This window comes from Burkholderia sp. TSV86, assembly GCF_001522865.1.
In the GTDB taxonomy this organism is placed as follows: Bacteria; Pseudomonadota; Gammaproteobacteria; order Burkholderiales; family Burkholderiaceae; genus Burkholderia.
Genome location: NZ_LOWB01000010.1, coordinates 1 through 21706 on the forward strand (window position 1 = coordinate 1; position 21706 = coordinate 21706).

General features: G+C 64.5%; 14 protein-coding genes and 1 pseudogene. 5 read left to right on the forward strand and 10 right to left on the reverse strand.

Going from position 1 to position 21706, the window contains the following annotated elements:
- The 8 genes and pseudogenes from WS68_RS25505 to WS68_RS28180 all read right to left on the reverse strand — a co-directional run.
- A pseudogene (locus tag WS68_RS25505) lies at nt 1-145 on the reverse strand (pyridoxal-phosphate dependent enzyme); the annotation flags it as partial.
- Nucleotides 146-396: 251 nt separating this feature from the next.
- Nucleotides 397-1326 (reverse strand): polyphosphate kinase 2, encoded by a 930-nt coding sequence (gene ppk2 / locus WS68_RS00485; RefSeq protein WP_059568951.1) that lies wholly within the window; start codon nt 1324-1326, stop codon nt 397-399.
- A gap of 442 nt (nt 1327-1768) precedes the next feature.
- Complete coding sequence (locus tag WS68_RS00490; protein WP_059568952.1) at nt 1769-3250, reverse strand: OmpW/AlkL family protein; 1482 nt, start codon at nt 3248-3250, stop codon at nt 1769-1771.
- Between the two features lie 6 nt (nt 3251-3256).
- Nucleotides 3257-4555: an HlyD family secretion protein gene (locus WS68_RS00495; protein WP_059568953.1), complete on the reverse strand. Its 1299-nt coding sequence runs from the start codon at nt 4553-4555 to the stop codon at nt 3257-3259.
- Between the two features lie 11 nt (nt 4556-4566).
- The gene (locus WS68_RS00500) at nt 4567-5589 is read right to left on the reverse strand and encodes a hypothetical protein (protein WP_059568954.1); all 1023 of its coding nucleotides are present in this window, start codon (nt 5587-5589) and stop codon (nt 4567-4569) included.
- The gene (locus WS68_RS00505) at nt 5586-7709 is read right to left on the reverse strand and encodes a peptidase domain-containing ABC transporter (RefSeq protein WP_059568955.1); all 2124 of its coding nucleotides are present in this window, start codon (nt 7707-7709) and stop codon (nt 5586-5588) included. Before WS68_RS00505 ends, WS68_RS00500 begins: the two co-directional genes overlap by 4 nt.
- A gap of 129 nt (nt 7710-7838) precedes the next feature.
- Entirely contained in the window at nt 7839-8036 is a 198-nt protein-coding gene (locus WS68_RS28610) for a hypothetical protein (RefSeq protein ID WP_059568956.1), read from the reverse strand.
- Nucleotides 8037-8303: 267 nt separating this feature from the next.
- Nucleotides 8304-8477 (reverse strand): hypothetical protein, encoded by a 174-nt coding sequence (locus WS68_RS28180; RefSeq protein ID WP_082709727.1) that lies wholly within the window; start codon nt 8475-8477, stop codon nt 8304-8306.
- 281 nt (nt 8478-8758) lie between these two features.
- On the opposite strand from WS68_RS28180, the gene WS68_RS00515 reads away from it, so the two are divergent.
- The gene (locus WS68_RS00515) at nt 8759-10189 is read left to right on the forward strand and encodes a TolC family protein (RefSeq protein ID WP_082709728.1); all 1431 of its coding nucleotides are present in this window, start codon (nt 8759-8761) and stop codon (nt 10187-10189) included.
- A 233-nt stretch (nt 10190-10422) separates the two neighbouring features.
- Here WS68_RS00515 and ggt read toward each other — a convergent pair whose 3' ends face one another.
- Nucleotides 10423-12141 (reverse strand): gamma-glutamyltransferase, encoded by a 1719-nt coding sequence (gene ggt / locus WS68_RS00520; RefSeq protein ID WP_059568958.1) that lies wholly within the window; start codon nt 12139-12141, stop codon nt 10423-10425.
- 223 nt (nt 12142-12364) lie between these two features.
- Between ggt and WS68_RS00525 the strand changes: the two genes are divergently transcribed.
- From WS68_RS00525 to WS68_RS00540, 3 genes are all read left to right on the forward strand, one after another.
- Nucleotides 12365-12883, forward strand: coding sequence for a metal-dependent hydrolase (locus WS68_RS00525; RefSeq protein WP_059568959.1), 519 nt, complete (start codon nt 12365-12367; stop codon nt 12881-12883).
- Between the two features lie 330 nt (nt 12884-13213).
- Nucleotides 13214-18163: a DEAD/DEAH box helicase gene (locus WS68_RS28615; protein WP_231752918.1), complete on the forward strand. Its 4950-nt coding sequence runs from the start codon at nt 13214-13216 to the stop codon at nt 18161-18163.
- A gap of 279 nt (nt 18164-18442) precedes the next feature.
- Nucleotides 18443-19732, forward strand: coding sequence for an APC family permease (locus tag WS68_RS00540; RefSeq protein ID WP_059568960.1), 1290 nt, complete (start codon nt 18443-18445; stop codon nt 19730-19732).
- 166 nt (nt 19733-19898) lie between these two features.
- Here WS68_RS00540 and WS68_RS00545 read toward each other — a convergent pair whose 3' ends face one another.
- A complete protein-coding gene (locus WS68_RS00545; protein WP_059568961.1) occupies nt 19899-20333 on the reverse strand; it encodes a YciI family protein in 435 nt (144 codons plus the stop codon).
- Between the two features lie 224 nt (nt 20334-20557).
- Here WS68_RS00545 and WS68_RS00550 point away from each other — a divergent pair, with 224 nt between their 5' ends.
- Nucleotides 20558-21676, forward strand: coding sequence for a 3-deoxy-7-phosphoheptulonate synthase (locus WS68_RS00550; protein ID WP_059568962.1), 1119 nt, complete (start codon nt 20558-20560; stop codon nt 21674-21676).
- Nucleotides 21677-21706 lie beyond the last annotated feature (30 nt).

A 21706-nucleotide genomic window follows, 5' to 3' on the forward strand; every position in this document is an offset into this window, starting at 1 on the left:
CGTCGTTGCCCAGCCGGGCCGACAGATTGCGCGCGCGTTCAAGCTCCGTTTCGCGGGCAACGTCGTACACGCGTGCGTTGAGAATCGACGTCAGATAATCATTGAGCGCGTTCGCGGGGACGATTGGCGTATGGGCTTGGGACATTTGCGCAACGGCACCGGCTGACTGCATGGACAGGCTCCTCGATGGTGGATGTCCCGGCAGGCGGAAACAAAAAACCCGCCTCACGGGGCGGGTTTGCAGTGATCGAGACTCGGACGCGCGCTAACCCACCATTCGATGAATGGTGCGAATAATAATGTGCGCGAAGTAAAGGCGAGCCGAGTTCATGCCAAGCAGCATGCGCTGGCAGACGCGCTTTGTCAAGCCCCGGACGCCGGACGCTGCCGCCCCGCTCAATAAATCTCCGGCACGATCATGTCGTCCGGAACCGGCCGCCGGATGTAATCGGGATGGTGCTCGCGCTGCGGCAGATGCACCGGCTCGCGGTCGATATCGTGATACGGCACAAGGCTCAGCAAATGATGAATGCAGTTGAGCCGCGCCCGTTTCTTGTCGACGGCCTGCACCACCCACCAAGGCGCTTCGGGAATATGCGTGCGCAACAGCATTTCCTCCTTCGCCGCCGTATACGCCTCCCAGCGGCGCCGGCTTTCGAGATCCATCGGGCTCAGCTTCCATTGCTTGAGGGGATCGTCGATGCGGTTCTGGAAGCGCGTCTCCTGTTCCTGATCGGTGATCGAAAACCAATATTTGATGATCTGGATCCCGCTGCGCGCGAGCATCTTCTCGAATTCCGGCACCGAGCGGAAAAATTCCTCATATTCGTCGTCGGTGCAAAAGCTCATGACGCGTTCGACGCCCGCACGGTTATACCAGCTCCGGTCGAACAGCACGATCTCGCCCCCCGCCGGCAGATGCGCGACATAGCGCTGGAAATACCACTGCGTGCGCTCGCGGTTGCTTGGCGCGGGCAGCGCGGCTACCCGGCACACGCGCGGGTTCAGGCGCTGCGTGATGCGCTTGATCGCGCCACCCTTGCCCGCCGCGTCGCGCCCCTCGAAGATCACGACGAGCCGATGTCCGGTATGCACAACCCAGTCCTGCAGTTTCACCAACTCGCCTTGCAGACGGAACAGTTCGCGAAAATAGCTCTTGCGCGCGTCGCGGCGCTCCGCGGAGAAAATCGATTCGTCGTCGAAACGGCGATCGTCCAGCTCCATTTCAAGTTCCTCGTCATACGCGTCGACGAGATCCTCTTCGAAACGCCGCTGCCGCTCTTCCAGCGGAGCCATGTCGCGCCGCTGCGTATCCTGCTCGCCCATTCCGGCCTCCTTGCCTATGCTGATCGCGTCTGCGACGCTGCGGTGCAATTATCGCAGGCCGGGCGTGTCGCGGGTATGACGGCGCGCGGCCCGGCGCCGCGAGCCAAGCATCAGCGGCGGTGGCAACAGTAACGCTTTACTCCTTCATCAGGCGGTATCGATTGGTTTTCGCTGGTGGCTTGACCTCTATGCCGATGCTCCGGCAAACCGAGGCGGCGAAACTGGCCGAAGCATATCAGCCGCGATTTTCTTCCCCGCTTAGGCCGGCTCGGCCGAAGGAATCGCCTGCGCAAGGCCACGTCTCAGCGTCCGCCGACGCGCTTCGCTGTCGCGCCGACACTGCCCGCTCCGCGCCTTCCCGGCCCGGCAGGCAATCTACCGACAAATGACTAGGCCACCGTTTCGGTCATTACATGATCGTGCGGATTCCAAAGCTTCGGATTCAGAAACGATAATTGAGCAAAACCGTGCAGAGTATCGGATTTGCGGAGAGCTTCACCGAATTCTTCGCGAGCACTCGCTTCGGATCGTTGATATTGACGTTGATCGTCGTGCGCAACGCCATGTAGGTCAGCGACCCCGACAGCGACAGATTACGGGTGAGCTGATAATTCGCGCCGAGCGTGAAGACGGGCGACCACGCGCTTCTCACGGACGCCGTTGCATACGCACCGGTCGGCAGAATCAAGTCGGCGCCTGCTTGCAGCAGCCGGTTAAGCGCATCCGGGCTGGTGAGCAGCGATTGCAGCGTGCCGATCGACATGCCGGCCGACAGCAGCCCGCCGAGCGACGAGAGCTTTTGCGCGAACACCGAATTCAGGCTCGTGTGCGTGAAGCGCGTATAGCTCAAGCCCGCCCCGAAGTAAGGCCGGAACCGATCCTCACGCTTGCCCAAATAATATTCCATCAAGATTGTGATCGGCCACGCGCGCGTCGTGCCGAGCGGATTGCTGTTCGGATTCGCGAGATTGATGAGCGGCAGACTGCCCAACGTGCCTGGAAAAATCTTGTCGAACGGCAAACCGATGCTGCCTTTGCCGTACATCGTCAGCTTCGGCGGCAGCCCGGCAAGAAGCTTGGCGGTCACATGCTCGGTAAAGAAGTGCGTGAATGCGAGCGCGAGCGTGTTCATGTTATTGATCTGCACGCTGCTGCCCGGATTGTCGAAGGATCCGATGCCGAGTGCGCCCGTCTCCGTTGTCACGCGCGTCGAGCGGCCAGTCGTCACGATATAGTGCCAACCAATCCCAATCATGTTGCTGTCGTCGCCTTGCAGTTGCTCGACGATCGACGGCCATTGCGCCTCGGGCAAATCCGGCAACTGCTGCGAATCGATCGGATGAAGTTCGTATGGCATCCGATCGTAGCGCACGCCGGCAATGAAGCGCGGCGCCGAGCCTGCAGGCGGGCGTACCGGCCCGTCGCCGGGTCCGCACACGTGATCGCCACACATATCGGTCGAATTCGACGGCGACGCGGCGCGTTCGGATCGAGCGCTCGCGGATAACCGTCGCTCGGAAGGTGCTCGGCTGGGAACGTCGGAAAAACCGATGCCGCCGTCACCTTGCGCGCCCTCGCCGGGCGCGGCCGAAGCCGATACGTCATGCCCGAGCGTGATCTTTTCTTCCGTCAGCCTGCGCGGCGGCGCATTCGGATCGACGGCCGACGCAACGGCGCCCGCCGTTGCACCACTCGTCCTGCCGGTTTGCCCCGGCGTTCTCCATGAACTTGCGTCGAAGCCCGGCGCATCGCCGCCCGGATAGAAACCGATGCCATCTGCGCCGTCGCGCCAGCGGCTGGAGTCCGCGCCCTGTGCTTGCGCGGCGCCCGCCAACATCACGAGCGTCGCGCCGAACCAGCACGATGCCGGCACGCGCCAGCCGCGACACGCTCGTTGACGGTGTTGCTTGTCCTTCTTGCGCATGAGCGATTATGCAGGCGTGCCGAACATTCGCTGCCGGATTCGATAGAGCGGCTCAAACAGCCATTCGAGCAGACTGCGATTCTCCAGCACGATATCCGCCCTCAGCAACATTCCCGCCCGCAACGCAAGCGGCTTGCCTTCGAACACCGGCTGCCGATCGGCAAGCTCGACCCAGCTCTTGAAATAGGTCTGCGTCGCGTTGCTGCTATCGGTGGGCAGATTCAGTTCCTTCGCGGAAAACGCCACGGGAGACACCGACAGCAGCTTGCCACGGTACGTGCCGAATTTCTCGACCGGATAGCTGCCATACGCGAGTTTCACTTCCTGGCCGGGCTTGATGAAGCCCGCTTTCGACGACGGGATATACAACTCGGCGACAAGCCCATCGGCCTTTGCCGGCAGGATTTCGACAACGCGTGTGTTCGACTGGTCGATCACGCCGCCCTGTACCACGTCAAGGCGCACGATCTGCCCGTCGGCCGGCGCATACAGTATCTGGTTGACGTTCTCGTCAATGTTGTACTCGCGCGAGTTCAGCTCTTCCTGCTTGATCTTCAGTTCCGCATTCGAGCCGTCGTACTTGCTTTGCATCGTGTCCAGATCGCCGCGCAGCTTCATGATGTTCTTCACGAGATCAGCCTTGCGCAGCAGCAGATCCTGAAGCCCCTGGCTGGCTTGCAGGAACTGCGTATTCACTTGGTTGTACTGCTCAAGCGTGACGACCTGCTCGTTCAGAAGCTGCTTCACGCGATCGCGCCGCTCCTGGTTTTCCGACACGATACGGCGCTGATCCTGGATCTGCTTGTCGATGAGCCCGCGGCTTTCCGACAACGCGGCGATCTGCTGATTGGTCTGCTGTATCGACGATTGGTATTCGAGCTTCGCGGCATCCATTTGCTGATTGACCTCGACGCGCTGGCGCTTGATCGAGTCGCGCATTTCCTGCGCGTTGTTCGCCTGCGCGACGAAGCTCGTATCACGCGTGACGCTCATCAGCTTCTGCCCGGCCTTCACATATTGATCCTTCGCGACATATACCTCGCGTACCGCCCATCCCGGCGGCGCGCCGACGCCGATTAACCCCGAGCGCGGCGCGAGCGTACCCACCACGCTTTCGGTATTCGCGTATGAAAGGCGCACGAGTGCGATGATGAACATCGCGAACATCGCAATCGATAGATAGCAGAAAAACCGCATCGACACCGGCACCCCGACGACTCCGTTGATAACAGTGCCAAACGTCGTGCCGCGCGCCAGCTTGCGTGGTGCCTTTTGCTCTTTCAGGGATTCTGTCCAGGCAGGCATGGGAATACTCGTCAAACGTTCTTGAGCGCGGGCTCGGAAGCGCGCGTGCTGTGCTCGAGCAACGGGGAAGGCATCAAATACGGGGCGAAGTGCTCCCAGAAGTGCCACTGCTCAGGTTGCTTCACGAGCGCTTCCTCGAGTCGATCGACGATCAGCTGGTGGGTCGTCAGCACGCGCGATGCGTTCTCCGGCGTGCTCAGCATTCGCGATCCGTTTTCCGAACCGAGCTCAACGAAATGCACGGTGCAGCGATCGCGAAAAGGCACACCAGTCGCATACGCGACGAGAAGCGGAATGCCTTGCTCGACCGCGAGCTTCACGCCGCCTCCGGCGAGTCGAATCCAGCGGCCACCAAGCCGGCACGGGTTGGTCTTGCCGAAACGGCCGTGCAAATCGGAGAACAGCAGGAACACCGGCTCCTCCTTGCGCAAGCCGGTAATGAGCCGCCGCAGATGCACGCGCTGCTCGATGTCGATCAAATCGATCTTGCCCGCACCGAATTCGTTGACAAGCCGTTGCGCATCGTCGAAAAACGCGCCAGGCGCATCCTTGTGCATCACGATCATCATTTTGCGATCCTCAGGAATCAGGAAACGCAGCTTCGTGACGAACATCATCAGGTTGCCGAAATGCAGCCCCGCGAGCATCAGCGGGCCGCCACGCGCGAGCGCCTCGCGCAGCAACGGCTCTCCTTCGCACTCCATCCGGTCGAGCATCGCCTTCATCGAACTCAGGCTATGCGTGCGCAGCATCAGGCCCGCGAGCTCGGCCTCGAACAGTTCGTTGACGACCCGGTCGGCAACCTGCCGGATCCAGGCCGGATCGTCGTTCAGGTGCGCGCTCATCATATGCGCGATCGAGCGCTCGATCGAATAGCGGATCGACGGAAACAGGCGCAAGCACGTGCGCGAGCACCAGCGCATCATACCGAGCCCCTGCTCGGGCGAGCGGCCAAGCGCGATGCGCCGGACGATCCGCCGAATGAAGAACGAATACGAGAATGCGTTGAATAGAAAGAGCCGAACCAACGTCATCTTGGCACCTCGAATTCCTGCTGCTGGGCGCGATCGATCTCGGCAAGCTTGCCGTCGCGCATCTCGTAGATTCGATCGACCATCGACAGGATCGACGCGTCATGCGTGACGAGCACGATCGTGCACGGCAGCGTCAACACGTTGCGGCAGATCTCGTGCGTCGTTGCCTGATCCAGATTCGACGAGAATTCGTCGAGAATCAGCAGGCGCGGCTCGCAATACAGCGCGCGTGCAATCAACAAGCGCTGCATCTGCCCAGCCGACAGGAATTTCTGCGTGTCGCCAAGCGGCGTATCGTAGCGGTTGTCGAGCATATCGATGTCGCGATCGATACACGCGAGGCGCGCTGCCTCAAACATCGAACCGAGACGCGGTGCCGGCGCGAAGTTCGTGATGTTGTCCCGGATCGTGCCGCGAAAGAGCTGATCGGACTGGGTGACCGCCGCGATATGCTTGCGGTACAGCCGCAAATTCACTTCCGATAGATCGACGCCGCCGACGAACAGCATATTCGGCGCAGGCTTGTACAGGCCGCAAATCAAATTCAGCAACGTTGTCTTGCCGCTGCCGGTACGTCCGACGATTGCGATTTTCGAGCCGGCCGGCACGTCGAGATTGATGTTCTCGAGAATCGCGCGGCGGCCGCCCTTCGGCGTGTAGCTCAACGAACGAATCGATAGCGAACCGTCGAACTGCTCGACTGAGCGCACGGCCGCATCGGGCGCCGGCTCCTCGGTCTCGGTCTGCAGCACGTCGGCGACGCGATCCATGTGAACCTGCAATACCTTGCGCCGCACATAAAGCTGAATCGAATCGATGAACTTGTCCGCAAACAGGTTCTTATATTGGATGAACGCATAGATGACGCCGATCGTGCTTTGCCCATGCATCACGAGCCACGCGCCATACGTGACGATCACCAGTTGCTCGACGTGCACGATGCCCTTCGAAATTGCATCGAACAGAAGCTGCAGCCGTTCCTGTTGGCGGATCGCCTGAAGTTTCTGCGTGAAGGCGTTCACCCACAGATTGCTGCGTGAAGTCTCCGCCGACAGCAGCTTGATCGAATGCGCAGAGCGGATGTTCTCGATCAGCAGCGCGTCGGCCTCGGCGCCGCGCGTGAGGATCTGCGACATCGCATCTTGCAACTGAGGCTGGATCGCCAGCCGCGACAGCGCGAACAGCACCATCCCTGCAAGGCTGATGCCGGCAAGCACCGGACTGTAATACAACATCAGCACGAGCGTCAGCACGCAGGTGACGATATTGAGCAGCCCGCCGATCAACCCGTCGACCAGAAAGCGCCCGACCTCGGACATCGACGATACGCGCGAAATCGAATCGCCGGTATTGTGGAACAGGTAGTAGCCGATCGGCAGCCGTGCCAAGTGCCCGACCATGTTCGACGAGAGTTGCTGCGAAATGATATTGCGCAGGTAGCTCTTGATATTGCCGACGAGATTCGAGTACAGCGTGTCGAACAGAAACACGATGCTGAACAGAATCGTCAGCAGATACAGGATGTCGATGTCGGTTTTCTTCAGCGCCTCGTCAATCGTCAGTTGGACGTAAGAAGGACCGAGCAACAGCAGCAATTGCGTCGCGATGCCAGCTCCCACGCCGATCAGCAAGCTCTTGCGAATACCAGTCAGCCCGTTCAGATAATCGCGCAGACGAATCCGGTCGGTCGTGTCGGAATGCTTGAAACCGATGTCGGGATTGAGTTCGAGCGCGTAGCCCGTGATCTGCGAGAGCGCCTGCGCGAGCGGCATCTTGGTCTCGCCGAGCGCCGGATCGACGATATGGACGTTGCCGTAGCCGACCTTCGTCAGCACGACGAAGTGGTTCATCCCCCAGTGCAAAATGCAAGGCAGCTTCAGCGCGTCGATCTCGTTCGCCTCGAACTGGAGCCCGCGCGAGCGCAGGCCGAGATCGTTCGCGATCTCCATCAGCTCGAAAAACGACAGACCGGAATCGATCTTGACCGGATAGCGATTGCGCAGCGTGCGTAACGTCGTGTCGCGGCCGTGCCAAGTCGCGATCATCGCGATGCACGCCAAGCCGCACTCGGTTACCTCATCCTGGAGAATGGGCCGGACTTTCTTTGTATTGAACCACATAGCTTGCGAATCGCTGGATACGACAATAATGCCGAACCGCACGCGGCGCGCTTCGGCTCAAGGCCGTCGCGCCGGCGCGGCGTGAGCGTCACGGCTGCGCGCGACGAGCAATATGGGCGCGTTGCCGGCTTACCCATGCGAGCCCGAGCCAGAGCCCAGCGCCATCTTGAATTGTTCGACGGCTTGGTACTGAGCTTGAGCCAGGAGTGCCTGCATCGTGGGCTCGATCGCTTGATTCACAAGGGAAATCGTGTAATTGGCTGAGTTGGCGTAAATCGAACCTCCGCCGCGGATGTCTCGTGCCTGATCTTCGGATATGGACTTCATTGGGGTAGCCCTTGTCTTATAGCAACGGTCTCGACGACATTCCAGCCCCGCATCCGCCTGCGGCGAACACTTGCTCCGGAACTCACTTCGACCGCGCCGTCTCCTTCCTGACGTACTTCGCCCGATCATCCACCGGCACAAAAAGAACGGCACTTTTGTGACTTGATCGGCAACGAATTGCCATTTGATGCAAATACTGCTTCGCCGTTACAGCTTGATTGCAAACCACACAATACGCGGGGGGCGCCTCCCCGCGCAAAGCACGACTTACTTGCCTTGATTGTTATACGTCTTCGGGTTCTGCAGGTAATTCCCCAGTTGCGGCGCGAAGGTGGCGAGCGAGCTCAACACCGGGCCGGTTTGGGTCAGCAGCAGACCGATCGAGCTGATCGGGCCGCCACCACGGATTTCCTGAGCCTGTTCCATCGTCATGACCTTCATTACTATCTCCTCGTAAAAATAAAGAAGACCACAAGAACTGCTAAAAAAAGCCAGCGGCCGTATATAACCGAACGACATTTAATTTTTTATCGATACGATTACTAGCCGGAATCAGGCTATCATGCAGACAAGCCGGAAACAAGCTAGCTGATCCCCTGAAATCACGACTTTCCGGCGCGGCGACGTTCCCCAAAAAGATGCATGCGTTTCAATTTGAATTTTAAAACGTTTAATCTATGTCGCCGATGGCTTGTGAGGAAAGGCTGGAGAGGGAGACGGAGATGTTTGAAACATCGAATTTGAATAGATCATCGGAAATTGAACATGCGGGTTTTCACTTAAAAGAAAAATTCTTTAATTTATGTAAATATGTTACAGAAGTGGCTGGAATTGCGGCAGCCGCAGCACTGTGCATCGGTTCCACCAATGCAAGTGCGTTTTGTCTAGATGAAGCGTATCAGCACGCCGTCACCAACGATCCCAAATTTCTGCAGGCGCGCGCCGCATACGATGCCGCTCGGCAAAAATTTCCCCAGGCCCGCGCGCAGATGCTGCCGCAGGCGAGCGCCGTGCTCGAATGGGGCCGGTACGGTACGAATGCGAAGCTGTTCGGGTTCAACGTCAGCAGCACCAGCAATGCCGCCTATGGCGCCGCGCAGGTCACACAGGCGCTCTTCAACATGCCGTATCTGTACGATATGAGCCGTGCGCGCGAAATGGAAGAATCCGCGCGGCAGCAGCTCGAAGTCGAGCGCCAGGATCTGATCATGCGCGTGGCGAACGCATGTTTCGATCTTTTGTCCGCCCGCGAGAAGCAGCAGCTTGCCGACGACGAGGTCGGCGCTCTCACGCGGCTCGCGAGCGACACGCGCAGAATGGCGCAGCTCGGCATGAAAACGATCGGCGACACGGCGGAAATCGAGGCGCGGCGCAGCCTCGCTAAATCGGAGGCGCTGATTGCAGGCACCGAAGTCGAGGCGCGCAAGGCACGCTACGAAACGCTGCTCGGCTCCGAAATCGATTTCTCGCGCTGGCCGCGTCTTGCCATGCATGGCACGTCACCCCGCATTCCGTCGGGCGATTACGCGCCGCAAGACAATCCGTCATATCAACAGGCGTATCGCGATCTGCGCACCGCGCAGCTTACCTCGAAGCGGATCAACGCCGAGCACTTGCCGACCGTCGACTTGTTCGCCTCGTATTCGCGCGGCCTCAACCCGAACCTGCGCGGCGTCACCGATCAGTCCAACTTCCACCAAAGCGCAATGGGCGTGCAGGTCACGATTCCGATTTTCTCCGGCGGCAGCGTGTACTACCGGCATGTCGAAGCACAATACGTCGCCGCGCAATATCAGAACCGGTTGCGCGAAGTCGAGCAGCAACTGAGCACCGATCATCGCGAGGCGCTCGCGTCGCTACAATCGATCGGCGCACGCATCCTGGCGCTTCAGCAGTCGCTGCAGGCGGCGCAGCTTGCGTATGATTCATCGATGAAGGCGCACAGTGTCGGCTACAGCACGACCTACGAGACGCTGAACCTGCGCAAGGATATCTCGAATATCCGCGAGAAGCTTTTCGAAAGCTATCTCGACGCGCTGAAGCTGCAACTGAAGCTCAAGAGCGTTCTCGGCACGTTGAACGAGCAGTCGCTCGTCGCCGTCGACAATTTCCTCGACAGCAACGCGCAAACACCGAATTCGACGAATCAGTGAACACAATGGCCGCAGGCGTGAAAGCCGGCTCGCGACGGCTTTAAAGGCGGCAGCCGTCGTGAGACGGGCCTGATCGGCGCAAACCGATCAGGCCCGTCTCACGGAAAAGCCTTACGTTATCCGAAGCATGATTTTTGAGATAGCCAGGCAATAAGCTTTGCAAGCGCAAAAGGAAAACGAACCGGCCTGCGCTACGATCACGCTCCCCGCCTGTTCAACGGGGAGCACATGCATTAGCGGATCACACGCGACACGCCCCGGCCGCGCGGATCGGACACCGCCTCGGGCGTCCTGCCGTCGATCCGGATGGCTTGGATATCGCCGCTAAAGTCCTGCCCCTTCAGCGTGTAGCCCTTCGCCTCGATACCCTTCGCGAGATCGCCGTCGATCGGCCGGTACGGCTCCCAGAAAATGGTGTTCGGGGGCAAGAGCTGGTGATGAAAGCGCATCGCGGCAACCGCATCGTGCAGCGGCATCTTGAAATCGTACAGGTTGGTGATGACCTGGAAGATCGACGTGAAGATCCGCGAGCCTCCGGGCGTGCCGATGACGAGCGCGACCTTGCCGTCCTTCGTCAGAATCGTCGGCGACATCGACGACAGCGGACGCTTCTTCGGCTCGATCGCGTTCGCGTCGCTGCCGACCACGCCGAACATGTTCGCGACGCCCGGTTTCGCGGAAAAATCGTCCATCTCGTCGTTCAGCACGATGCCGGTGCCTTCGGCGACGACGCCCGACCCGAAGTAGCCGTTGAGCGTGTACGTGTTCGACACTGCGTTGCCCCACTTGTCGACCACCGAGAAGTGCGTCGTTTCCGCTTTCTCCGGCATCGACGTGCCGAGCCCCGGCAGCACGCTCTTCGTGTCGGACGGCTGGGTCGGATTCACGTCGGCCGCGCGCTTGGCGATGTACGCATCGTCGATAAGCTGTGCGACGGGCACCTTGTAGAAATCGGGGTCTCCGAGATACTGCGCGCGATCGGCAAACACGCGCTTCTCGATCTCCGCGATCAAGTGCACGTATTGCGGCGAATTCAGCGTCACGCCGTCGAAATCGGCCCGGCGATCGGCTTTCATCTTCAGAAGCTGCACGAGCCCGATGCCGCCCGAACTCGGCGGCGGCGCGGTATATACACGATAGCCGTTCCAGTTCGCCTCGATCGGCTGGCGCCAGACCGCCTTGTATTGCGCGAGATCCTGCTTCGTGATGAGGCCGCCGCCCTGCTTCATTGCGGCCGCGATCAGATCGGCCGTCTTGCCGTCGTAGAAATCCTTCGCGCCGTCGTTCGAGATACGCGTGAGCACCGCCGCGAGATCCGGCTGCTTGAAGTGCGCGCCGGTCTTCAGGGTGCCGAAGTATTGATCGTAGTTGGTCTTGCCGCCGAACTCCTTCGACGCATCGACGCCACGCTGCGCAAGTTGCTCGTCGACGATAAAGCTGTCGCGCGCGTAGTGGATCGCCGGCGCGAGCACCTGCTTCCATTTCAGCTTGCCGAAGCGCTTGTGCGCCTCCCACATCCCGGCCACCGTGCCCGGCACGCCGACCGCGCGGTAGCCGTACAGGCTCATGCCGCTGACGACGTTGCCGTCCTTGTCGAGATACATGTCCTTCGTCGCGGCAAGCGGCGCGCGCTCCCGATAGTCGAGAAAATACGGCTTGCCGCCGACATAAATGTTCATGAAGCCGCCGCCGCCGATGTTGCCGGCTTCCGGATACGTGACTGCCAGCGTGAATGCGATCGCCACCGCAGCATCGACCGCATTGCCGCCTTGCTTGAAAATCTGCTGGGCCGCATCGGCGCTGTATTTGTCGGCGACGGCGACGGCCGAGCCGTCCAGCACCACATGCTGCGGCGCCTTGGCCACCGCGGGCGCGCCGGGCAAAAAGCTGACGACGGCTGCGCCCAGCAGCGTCGCGAGCATCGACGATTTGAAGCGGTTGGCGGCGTTCATTGACTGTCTCCCATCTCAATCTCCTCGTTTCGCTGAAATATTGGGGCAGAACGCCCCCGAGCAGGCCCTTATAGCATGGTTCAAATTCAGTCAAAAATGGTCAGTTCTGCCAATCCGTGCACACACTGAAAATTTTTATCCGCCACTGCGCGCCAGGCTGCGGCCGAATCTGCGAAGATAGCGCCCCCTTTCCTTTCCGGCGGCACGCGCAGCGCAATACGCGATGGCATCACAAGCAGCACATCATGCAAGCGGCTGGGCCGCGGGTCTAGTCGCCGCGGCGCTGGTCGCGCAAGCGGGCGCGGCGGGACCAGCGCATCTCTTTTGCATTGCGGCATTCGCGGCGGGCGTCGCGGGCGGCACCGCGCCCGATTGGCTCGAACTTGCATGGTGGCGCCGCTCGCGACGGCGCTGGATCACGCATCGCACCGTCACGCATTGGGGCGTCGCGTGGCTCGCGGCGTTCGTGTTTGCTTATCGCTCGCTCGGGCACGGGCATCCGTGGGCCGCGCCGCTCGTCGGCTTCGCGTGCGGCGGCCTCGTCCATCTGATCGCAGACTGGCCGAACCCGCTCGGCATTCCGTGGATCTGGAAGCGTCATTCGCTGAACTGGTGGAACAGCGGGCACTGCGATCTGATTATCGTCGCGGCGGCCTGGGCCGGCGCGCTATGGCTCACGCAAGCGGCGTGGGGACATGCGACGCCGCTCGCGCATTGGCTCGGATGGCTGCGACGGGTTTGACCGCGAGCGAGCGCCTCGTCGATCAAGCGCGCCCGCGTCGACGCGGTGGCGGCAAATCGCTTTTCTTCTAAACAAACCATCCCGATCGAGTAGGCGTTGCGGCCGTATGCGGGTGCACGGCCGTCCGGTTTGGCGGTTTGCCAGCCTCATTCGGCCGCCGCGCGCGCCCGCATTGCGGCAGTCCGCGCGCGGCAACCGGCATCGCGCGGCGATGCCGCCGACATTCGGCCTAAACCCGCGCGGCTCGCGCCCAGCACATCCGCGCGGCGTCTGGCACACTTATCGTTTCGGCCGCCAATGTCCGGCCCGCCCGATGCCTTGCCCGCCGCCATGGACCTCTCCCCCGCCTGCTGCGCCACCGGCGCGCTCGACGCGTTTCACCCCGCCGTCGCCGCGTGGTTCGCCGGCACCTTCGCCACGCCGACCGACGCGCAAGCGCTCGCGTGGCCGCATATCAAGGCGGGCCGCTCGACGCTCGTTGCCGCGCCGACGGGCTCCGGCAAAACCCTCACCGCGTTCCTGAGCGCGCTCGATGATCTGGTGCGCGACGCGCTCGCGCACGGCGGCGCGCTGCCGGACACGACGCTCGTGATCTACGTATCGCCGCTCAAAGCGCTGTCGAACGATATTCGCGTGAACCTCGCCGCGCCGCTCGCCGGCGTCGCCGCCGAGCTTGCGCGGCGCGGGCTGCCTGTGCCCAATATCCGCACCGCCGTGCGCACCGGCGACACGCCGTCGGCCGAGCGCGCCGCGCTGCGCAAGCGCGCGCCGCACATCGTCGTCACGACCCCGGAATCGCTGTACGTGCTGCTATCGTCCGAATCGGGGCGGCGAATGCTCGAAAACGCACGCACCGTGATCGTCGATGAAATCCACGCGCTTGCAAACAACAAGCGCGGCAGCCATCTCGCGCTGTCGCTCGAACGGCTCGACGCGCTCGCCGGCCGGCGGCTGACACGCATCGGGCTATCGGCGACGCAGCGGCCGATTGACGCTGTCGCGCGCTTTTTGGTCGGTGCCCGCGCCGACACCGGCGACGCGCCGCTCGATTGCGCGATCGTCGACACGGGCCACGCGCGCGAGCGCGACCTCGCGCTGGAGTTGCCGCCGGTGCCGCTCGGGCCAGTGATGGCCACCGACGTATGGGAGCGTGTCTACGACCGGATCGCCGAACTCGCGGCCGCCCACCGCACAACGCTCGTGTTTGTCAACACACGGCGCATGGCCGAGCGCGCCGCACGCCATCTCGCGCAGCGCGTCGGCGCCGACGCTATCGCCGCGCATCACGGCAGCCTCGCGAAGGAGCATCGCCTCGACGCGGAACAGCGCTTGAAGAGCGGCCGGCTGAAACTGCTCGTCGCGACTGCGTCGCTCGAACTCGGCATCGACATCGGCGATGTGGACCTCGTCTGCCAGCTCGGCTCGCCACGCGCAATCGCACCGTTGCTGCAGCGCGTCGGCCGCTCGGGGCACCAGGTCGGCGGCATGCCGAAGGGGCGGCTTTTTCCGCTGTCGCGCGACGAACTCGTCGAATGCGCCGCGCTGCTTGATTGCGTGAGGCGCGGCGAGCTGGATCTGCTGCGCATGCCGCGCGCGCCGCTCGACGTGCTCGCACAGCAGATCGTCGCCGAAACCGCGTGCCGCGAATGGGACGAGGACGCGCTTTATCGCTGCGTGACGCAAGCCGCGCCTTATGCGGCGCTGACGCGCGAATCGTTCGACGGCGTGCTGAAGATGCTGGCCGAAGGCTTCGTGGGCCGGCGCGGCCCGCGCGCCGCGTATCTGCATCGAGACGTGGTATCGCGCACCGTGCGCGCGCGGCGCGGCGCGCGGCTCGCGGCCGTCACCTCGGGCGGCACGATCCCCGACAACGCCGATTACGCGGTGCTGCTCGAACCGCAAGGCATCAACATCGGCACGGTTAATGAGGATTTCGCGATCGAAAGCCTCGCCGGAGATGTATTCCAGCTCGGCAACCAGTCATACCGGATCATTCGCGTCGAAACCGGGCGCGTGCGCGTGGAGGACGCGCATGGGCAGGCGCCGAACATTCCGTTCTGGCTGGGCGAGGCGCCCGCGCGCAGCGACGAGCTGTCCAGAAGCGTCGCGCGGCTGCGCGAGCGGATCGACGCGCTGCTCGCGCAAGCCGCCGCGCCGGCGCAGCAGGGGCCCGCGGCACTGCGTCTGCCGGAGCCGGCCAGTGATGTGGCCCGCCCTGCGGCAGCCGTTGCTCGCACGTCCGCGCGATCCGCCCGGAGCGGCGCGTCGACGGTTCGAACCGCGACAAAGACTGCCGAACCTGCCGCGCAACCCAAGGGGCCCGGCGCGCCCGCCGGTGCGAGCCCAACGCCCGCGCCGCCCCCGCTCTGGGCTGAGACCGCCGAAGCCGCCGCCCCGGCCGAGCCGAGCCGCCTCGCCCCGGCGCTGACGTGGCTGACGCATGAGCTTGGCTTGAATGCCGAAGCTGCGCGGCAAATCGCCGACTATCTCGCGCGCTCGCGTGCGGCGCTCGGCGCACTGCCCACGCAGCGCACGCTCGTGATGGAGCGCTTCTTCGACGAATCCGGCGGCATGCAACTCGTGATTCACGCGCCCTTCGGCGGCCGGATCAATCGCGCATGGGGACTCGCGCTACGCAAGCGCTTCTGCCGCACGTTCAACTTCGAACTGCAGGCGGCGGCAACCGACGATGCGCTGATCCTGTCGCTGTCGCTCGCGCACAGCTTCCCGCTCGACGAAGTGTGGCGCTATCTACGCTCGGCAAACGCCGAACACGTACTGATCCAGGCGCTGCTCGACGCGCCTTTGTTCGGCGTGCGCTGGCGCTGGAACGCGACGACGGCGCTCGCGCTGCCGCGCTTGGCCGGCGGCCGCAAGGTCGCGCCGCAACTGCAGCGCATGAAAAGCGACGATCTGCTCGCCGCCGTGTTCCCCGATCAGGCCGCGTGCGCGGAGAATCTGGTCGGCGAGCGCGACGTCCCGCGGCATCCGCTCGTCGATCAAACGCTCGATGATTGCCTGCACGACGCGATGGACACCGACGGCTGGCTCGCGCTGCTGCGCCGGATCGAGGCGGGAGACGTCGCGCTCGTCGCGCGCGACCTGCCCGCGCCGTCGCCGCTCGCCGCCGAGATTTTGAACGCGAAGCCATATGCGTTCCTCGACGACGCGCCGCTCGAGGAACGCCGCACGCAGGCGGTGCTCGCGCGGCGCTGGAGCGATCCGGAATCGGCCGACGATCTCGGCGCACTCGATGCCGGCGCGATCGACGCGGTGCGCGAACAAGCGTGGCCGCTCGTGCGCGACGGCGACGAGATGCACGACGCGCTCATCGGCCTCGCGTGCATCTCGGACGACGAGGCGCGCGCGAACGACGGCTGGCTGGCTTGCCTCGAACGGCTCGCCGCCGCCGGCCGGGCCACGCGGATCACGCTCGCTGGCGGCGACGCGCCCGCCAACGAGCGGGCGCCCGAGCGGCGCGACGCGCGTGCCGATGGCCGCGCATACCAGCAGTCCGCCGTGCCCGCTGCTGCACGCGATGTCGCTGGCGGCGACGGCAGTGGCATCGGCAACGAAAGCGGCGGCAACATGCCCCATCTTCAGCGCGACGCGCTCGCCACCAGCCCCGAACCTGCCGGCCTCCCCGGCAACTCGCCGCGTGTCAGCCCGCGCCACGCATCCGCCCATCACCGCAGCCTATGGATTCCGGTCGAGCGCATCACCTGCATGCGCGCAGTGTACGGCGACGCCCCGGCCACGCCGTCGCTCAGTGCACCGCCCGGCTTCGACACGCCATGGGAGCCCGACGCCGCGCTCGTCGACATAATCCGCGCGCGGCTCACCGGCTTTGGGCCGCAAACGGCCCAGGCGATCGCCGCGCCGCTCGCGCTGCCGCACGCCACGCTCATGCGTGCGCTCGCCGCACTCGAACGCGAAGGTTATCTGATGCGCGGGCGCTTCACGCCCGGCGCGCGCAGCGACGAATGGTGCGAAAGGCATCTGCTCGCGCGTATCCACCGCTACACGGTCAAGCGGCTGCGCCGCGAGATCGAGCCCGTCGAACTTGCCGACTTCATGCGCTTTCTGTTTCACTGGCAACGCGTCGCGCCCGAAACGCGCGGCATCGGCGTCGATGCGCTCGCGTCGGTCGTCCACCTGCTAGAAGGGTTCGAGGCGGCCGCGAGCGCGTGGGAGGAGGAATTGCTGCCCGCGCGGCTCGCCGATTACGTGACGGGCGGCCTCGACGAACCATGCCGCGCCGGCAAGCTCACATGGACGCGGCTCGGCGCGCCCGCGAAAGCGGGCAGCGCGCCCGTCAGGACGACACCGATCGTGCTGCTGCCGCGCCGCGAACTGGCATGCTGGCAAGCGCTGCGCAACCCGGCCGCGCAGCCTGCGCTGTCTGCGCGCGCCGAACGAGTGCGCGCGACGCTCGCCGCATACGGCGCGATGTTCTTCGACGAGCTGGCCGCGCACGCCCGGCTGCTGCCCGTCGAACTCGAGCGCGCGCTCGGCGAACTCGTCGCGGCGGGACTCGTCAATGCGGACAGCTTCGCGGGCCTGCGCGCGCTGCTCAAACCGTCGGTCAAACGTCATGCGCATGCGTTCTACGTGCCGCGCACGCGGCGCGGCGGCGCGCTGATCGGCGGCATGGACGACGCGGGACGCTGGGCGCTTGTGCGGCGGCTGCCGCTTGCGGAGGTCGAATCCGGCAGCGATCATGGCCATCGCGGCGACGATGGCCGCTTCGATGCCGAAGCTGGCGGCGATGCCGCGCGGCCGGCGCGTTACGCCCCGCCGCCGTTTACCCGCCGCGCGGCGATCGAGCCGGCCGCGCTCGAGCATGTCGCACGAACGCTGCTGCGCCGCTACGGCGTCGTGTTCTGGCGCATCCTCGCGCGCGAAGCCGAATGGATGCCGAGCTGGCGCGAACTGCTGCCCGTCTACCGGCGGCTCGAGGCGCGCGGCGAGATTCGCGGCGGACGTTTCGTCGCCGGCCTGGCGGGCGAGCAATTCGCGCTGCCCGATGCGATTCCGATTCTGCGCGAGATCCGCCGCCGGCCGGCTGAAGGACTGATGCTGCGCATCAGCGGCGCGGACCCGCTCAATTTGACCGGCACGCTTCTGCCGGGCGAGCGCGTGCCTGCGCTCGCCGGCAACCGCATCCTGTTTCGCGACGGTGTGCCGGTCGCGTCGCTCGTCGGCGGCCAGTTCGTCTATGCACACGATCTCGACGCCACGGATCGAGAGGCTGCGCGAGCGAAGCTCACGCGCCGTTGAGGCCGTTGCCACTATCGGCGGCACCCATTACACACAATATTGCTCACACGAATAACCGTGACGCCGCCGCCAGCAGATACCGCCCTTGCCGCTCGCAGCGCATACGGCTACTCTGCCGCCCATCGCCGCCGTGCGGCCCGCGCCGTCCCGCCGGAAAATTAAACGCGGCCATCCCAAAAAAAGGCGCGATCCACTATCATCGCCGCAGCCGCGAGCGTCGCGAACCGCGTGCACCGCACGCATGCGCCATACACGAGTACAACAAACGGAGACACCCGGATGAACATCACCGCCGAGCACGGCGCCCCCGCCCAGCCTCACCACGCCGGTTCGCTGACGATCGTCCAAGGCACGGCGCTCTATGTGGGCGCCGTGCTCGGTACCGGCGTGATCGCACTGCCCGCGCTCGCCGCCGAAATCGCCGGCCCCGCGTCGCTCGTCGCGTGGGCCGCGCTCGTGCTCCTGTCGATCCCGCTCGCCGCGACCTTCGCCGCGCTCGGCGCGCGCTATCCGGACGCCGGTGGGGTGTCGACTTACGTGCGCAACGCATTCGGCCCACGGGCGGCAACCGTCGTCGGCTGGTGCTTCTACTTCGCCGTGCCCGCCGGTGCGCCCGCCGCCGCAATGTTCGGCGGCGCATACGTCGCCTCCGTCACGGGCGGTGGGCACACGACGGTCGTCGTCGCTGCCGCCGCGCTGATCGCGATCGTCGCGGCGGCCAATGCATTCGGCGTCACCGTGTCGGGACGCATGCAGCTTGTGCTGTCCGCGCTGCTTGTCGCGCTGTTGCTCGCGGCCGTGCTGGCGTCCGCGCCACATGCGCGCACCGCTAATTTGCATCCGTTCGCGCCGCACGGCTGGCTCGCGGTCGGACAAGCCGCCGCGCTGCTTGTCTGGAGCTTCGCCGGCTGGGAGGCGATCACGCATCTGGCCGCCGAATTCCGCCGCCCCGCGCGCGATCTGCCGCGCTCGACCGGCATTGCCGTCGCGGTGGTCGGGTTGCTCTATCTGGCGGTCGCGGCGGCCAGCGTGCTCGTGCTCGGCCCGACGGCGGGCGCGTCCGGCGCGCCGCTTGCCGAGTTGATCGCGCGCGGCATCGGCGGCCGCGCGCAATGGCTCGCCACCGCCGCGGCGCTGTTGCTGACACTCGGCACGATGAATGCCTACTTTGCCGGCGCGGCGAAGCTGGGCGCGGCGCTCGGACGCGACGGCGCATTGCCGGCATGGCTCGCACACGGCAGCCAGACCGGCGGCGTGCCGCGACGCAGCCTCGCGTTGATCGCCGTGCTCGCGGGCTGCGCGCTCGGCGCCACGATTGCGACCGGCATGGGACCAAAGCCGCTCGTGCTCGCGACGTCCGGGAATTTCGTGATGGTTTATCTGCTCGGCGCGGCCGCCGCGGCGAAGCTGCTGCCGCGCGGCGCGTTCGCGCATCGATGCTCGCTCGTCGCGTTCGTAGCGGCGGCCGCGCTGTTCGCAACGAGCGGGTGGTATCTGCTCTGGCCGCTGCTGGTGACGGCCGCGGCGCTGGCTTATACGCGAATCAGCCGGGCCGCGGAAAGCCAGTAGCGCGGCGCGGTACGCCGCACACGGCGCCGGGCCGCGCAGCCGCACCGCCATCTGCGCCCCCCGGCAAACCGGCGTACCGGCAACCCGACCGATCCGCGGGGAAACGCGGGCGTCGCATGCGCCGCCCGCCCCCGCGCATCCGTGCGCCTCAACCGCGCGCCTCACCTCAACCGCGCGATTGCCCTCCGCTGATTTGCGCGCGCAGACGCTCCTCCTGTTCGCGCAATTCCGGCGTCAACTCCGGGCCGAAATCCTGCGCCTCGAACAGCGGCCGGATCTCGATCTCGGATTCGCCCTCCATCGGATTCGGACACCGCTTGCCCCATTCGACGGCTTCTTCCATCGACTCGACCTGCCACAGCCAGAACCCGGCAACGAGTTCCCGGGTTGGCGCGAACGGCCCGTCGATCACGCTGCGCCCGCTGCCGGAAAAACGCACCCGCTTGCCCTTCGAGCTTGGATGCAAGCCTTCGCCCGCCAGCATCACGCCTGCGCTGACGAGTTCCTCATTGAATTTGCCCATTGCGTCGAGCAGCGCGGTGCTCGGCATCTTGCCGGCCTCGGATTCGCTGGTCGCCTTGACGATCACCATCACACGCATCTCGCCTCTCCTTGACTTGAACAGAATCGGCCCAACGGGCCACATGTCTGCCGCCGATCCGGCAATCCGGCGGCTCCGATACCACGACGCGCCAACCTAGCCGAAATCGACAACGCCGGCCATCGCCATTCGATCAATACCGCATGCGCTGCCGTCGCGTTCATGCCGCCGTGCAACAAATGCGATAATTTCCGCTTTGCCCGCCTCGCCGCCAGGACAACGACATGACCCACATCGACGATCCCCGCCACGACCGGGAAGCCGGCGCCGCCGACGCCACCCAGGACACCACCCGCATCGACGACGTGCGCATCAGCGCGGTGCGGCCGCTGATTTCGCCCGCGCTGCTGCAGGACGAGATGCCGGTGCCGCCCGGCGCTCAGGCGCTCGTCGAGCGCACCCGCGCCGAGATCGGCGACATCCTGCACGGCCGCGGCGACCGGCTCGTGACCGTGGTCGGCCCGTGCTCGATTCACGACCACGATCAGGCGCTCGCCTACGCGCAGCGGCTGAAGGCCGCCGCCGACGCATTGCGGGACGATCTGCTGATCGTCATGCGCGTGTATTTCGAAAAACCGAGAACGACAATCGGCTGGAAAGGCTATATCAACGATCCGCGGCTCGACGGCAGCTTCCGCATCAACGAGGGGCTGCGCGCCGCCCGGCAGCTGCTTCTCGATATCAACGCGCTCGGCCTGCCCGCGGCAACGGAATTTCTCGATCTGCTGAGTCCGCAGTACATCGCGGACCTGATCGCGTGGGGCGCGATCGGCGCGCGCACGACCGAAAGCCAGAGCCACCGCCAGCTCGCATCAGGGCTGTCGTGCCCGATCGGCTTCAAGAACGGCACCGACGGAGGCGTGCAGATCGCCGCCGATGCGATTATCGCCGCGCGCTCGAACCATGCGTTCATGGGCATGACGAAAATGGGCCAGGCCGCGATCTTCGAGACGCGCGGCAATGACGACGCGCACGTGATCCTGCGCGGCGGCAAGCAAGGCCCGAACTACGAGCGCGCCAGCATCGAAGCGAGCTGCGCGGCGTTGCGCGCGGCCGGTCTGCGCGAGCAGGTGATGGTCGATTGCTCGCACGCGAATTCGAACAAATCGCATCTGCGGCAAATCGACGTCGCCGGTGATCTCGCACAACAACTCTCGGACGGCGAGCGGCGCATCGTCGGCGTGATGATCGAGAGTCATCTGGAAGCCGGCCGTCAGGATCTGAAGCCGGGCGCCCCGCTCCAATACGGCGTGTCGATCACCGACGCGTGCCTGAGCTGGGCGCAAACCGAGCCGGTGCTCGATACGCTCGCGCAGGCAGTGCGGCGCCGCCGCGCACTTTGACGCACGCGGCGGCGCGCGGCCGGCGCGCCG

Coding starts and splice junctions, on each gene's coding strand:
- ppk2 (WP_059568951.1), bottom strand. CDS start 1,326: ATGGGCGAGCAGGATACGCAGCGGCGCGACATGGCTCCGCTGGAAGAG.
- WS68_RS00490 (WP_059568952.1), bottom strand. CDS start 3,250: ATGCGCAAGAAGGACAAGCAACACCGTCAACGAGCGTGTCGCGGCTGG.
- WS68_RS00495 (WP_059568953.1), bottom strand. CDS start 4,555: ATGCCTGCCTGGACAGAATCCCTGAAAGAGCAAAAGGCACCACGCAAG.
- WS68_RS00500 (WP_059568954.1), bottom strand. CDS start 5,589: ATGACGTTGGTTCGGCTCTTTCTATTCAACGCATTCTCGTATTCGTTC.
- WS68_RS00505 (WP_059568955.1), bottom strand. CDS start 7,709: ATGTGGTTCAATACAAAGAAAGTCCGGCCCATTCTCCAGGATGAGGTA.
- WS68_RS28610 (WP_059568956.1), bottom strand. CDS start 8,036: ATGAAGTCCATATCCGAAGATCAGGCACGAGACATCCGCGGCGGAGGT.
- WS68_RS28180 (WP_082709727.1), bottom strand. CDS start 8,477: ATGAAGGTCATGACGATGGAACAGGCTCAGGAAATCCGTGGTGGCGGC.
- WS68_RS00515 (WP_082709728.1), top strand. CDS start 8,759: ATGTTTGAAACATCGAATTTGAATAGATCATCGGAAATTGAACATGCG.
- ggt (WP_059568958.1), bottom strand. CDS start 12,141: ATGAACGCCGCCAACCGCTTCAAATCGTCGATGCTCGCGACGCTGCTG.
- WS68_RS00525 (WP_059568959.1), top strand. CDS start 12,365: ATGGCATCACAAGCAGCACATCATGCAAGCGGCTGGGCCGCGGGTCTA.
- WS68_RS28615 (WP_231752918.1), top strand. CDS start 13,214: ATGGACCTCTCCCCCGCCTGCTGCGCCACCGGCGCGCTCGACGCGTTT.
- WS68_RS00540 (WP_059568960.1), top strand. CDS start 18,443: ATGAACATCACCGCCGAGCACGGCGCCCCCGCCCAGCCTCACCACGCC.
- WS68_RS00545 (WP_059568961.1), bottom strand. CDS start 20,333: ATGCGTGTGATGGTGATCGTCAAGGCGACCAGCGAATCCGAGGCCGGC.
- WS68_RS00550 (WP_059568962.1), top strand. CDS start 20,558: ATGACCCACATCGACGATCCCCGCCACGACCGGGAAGCCGGCGCCGCC.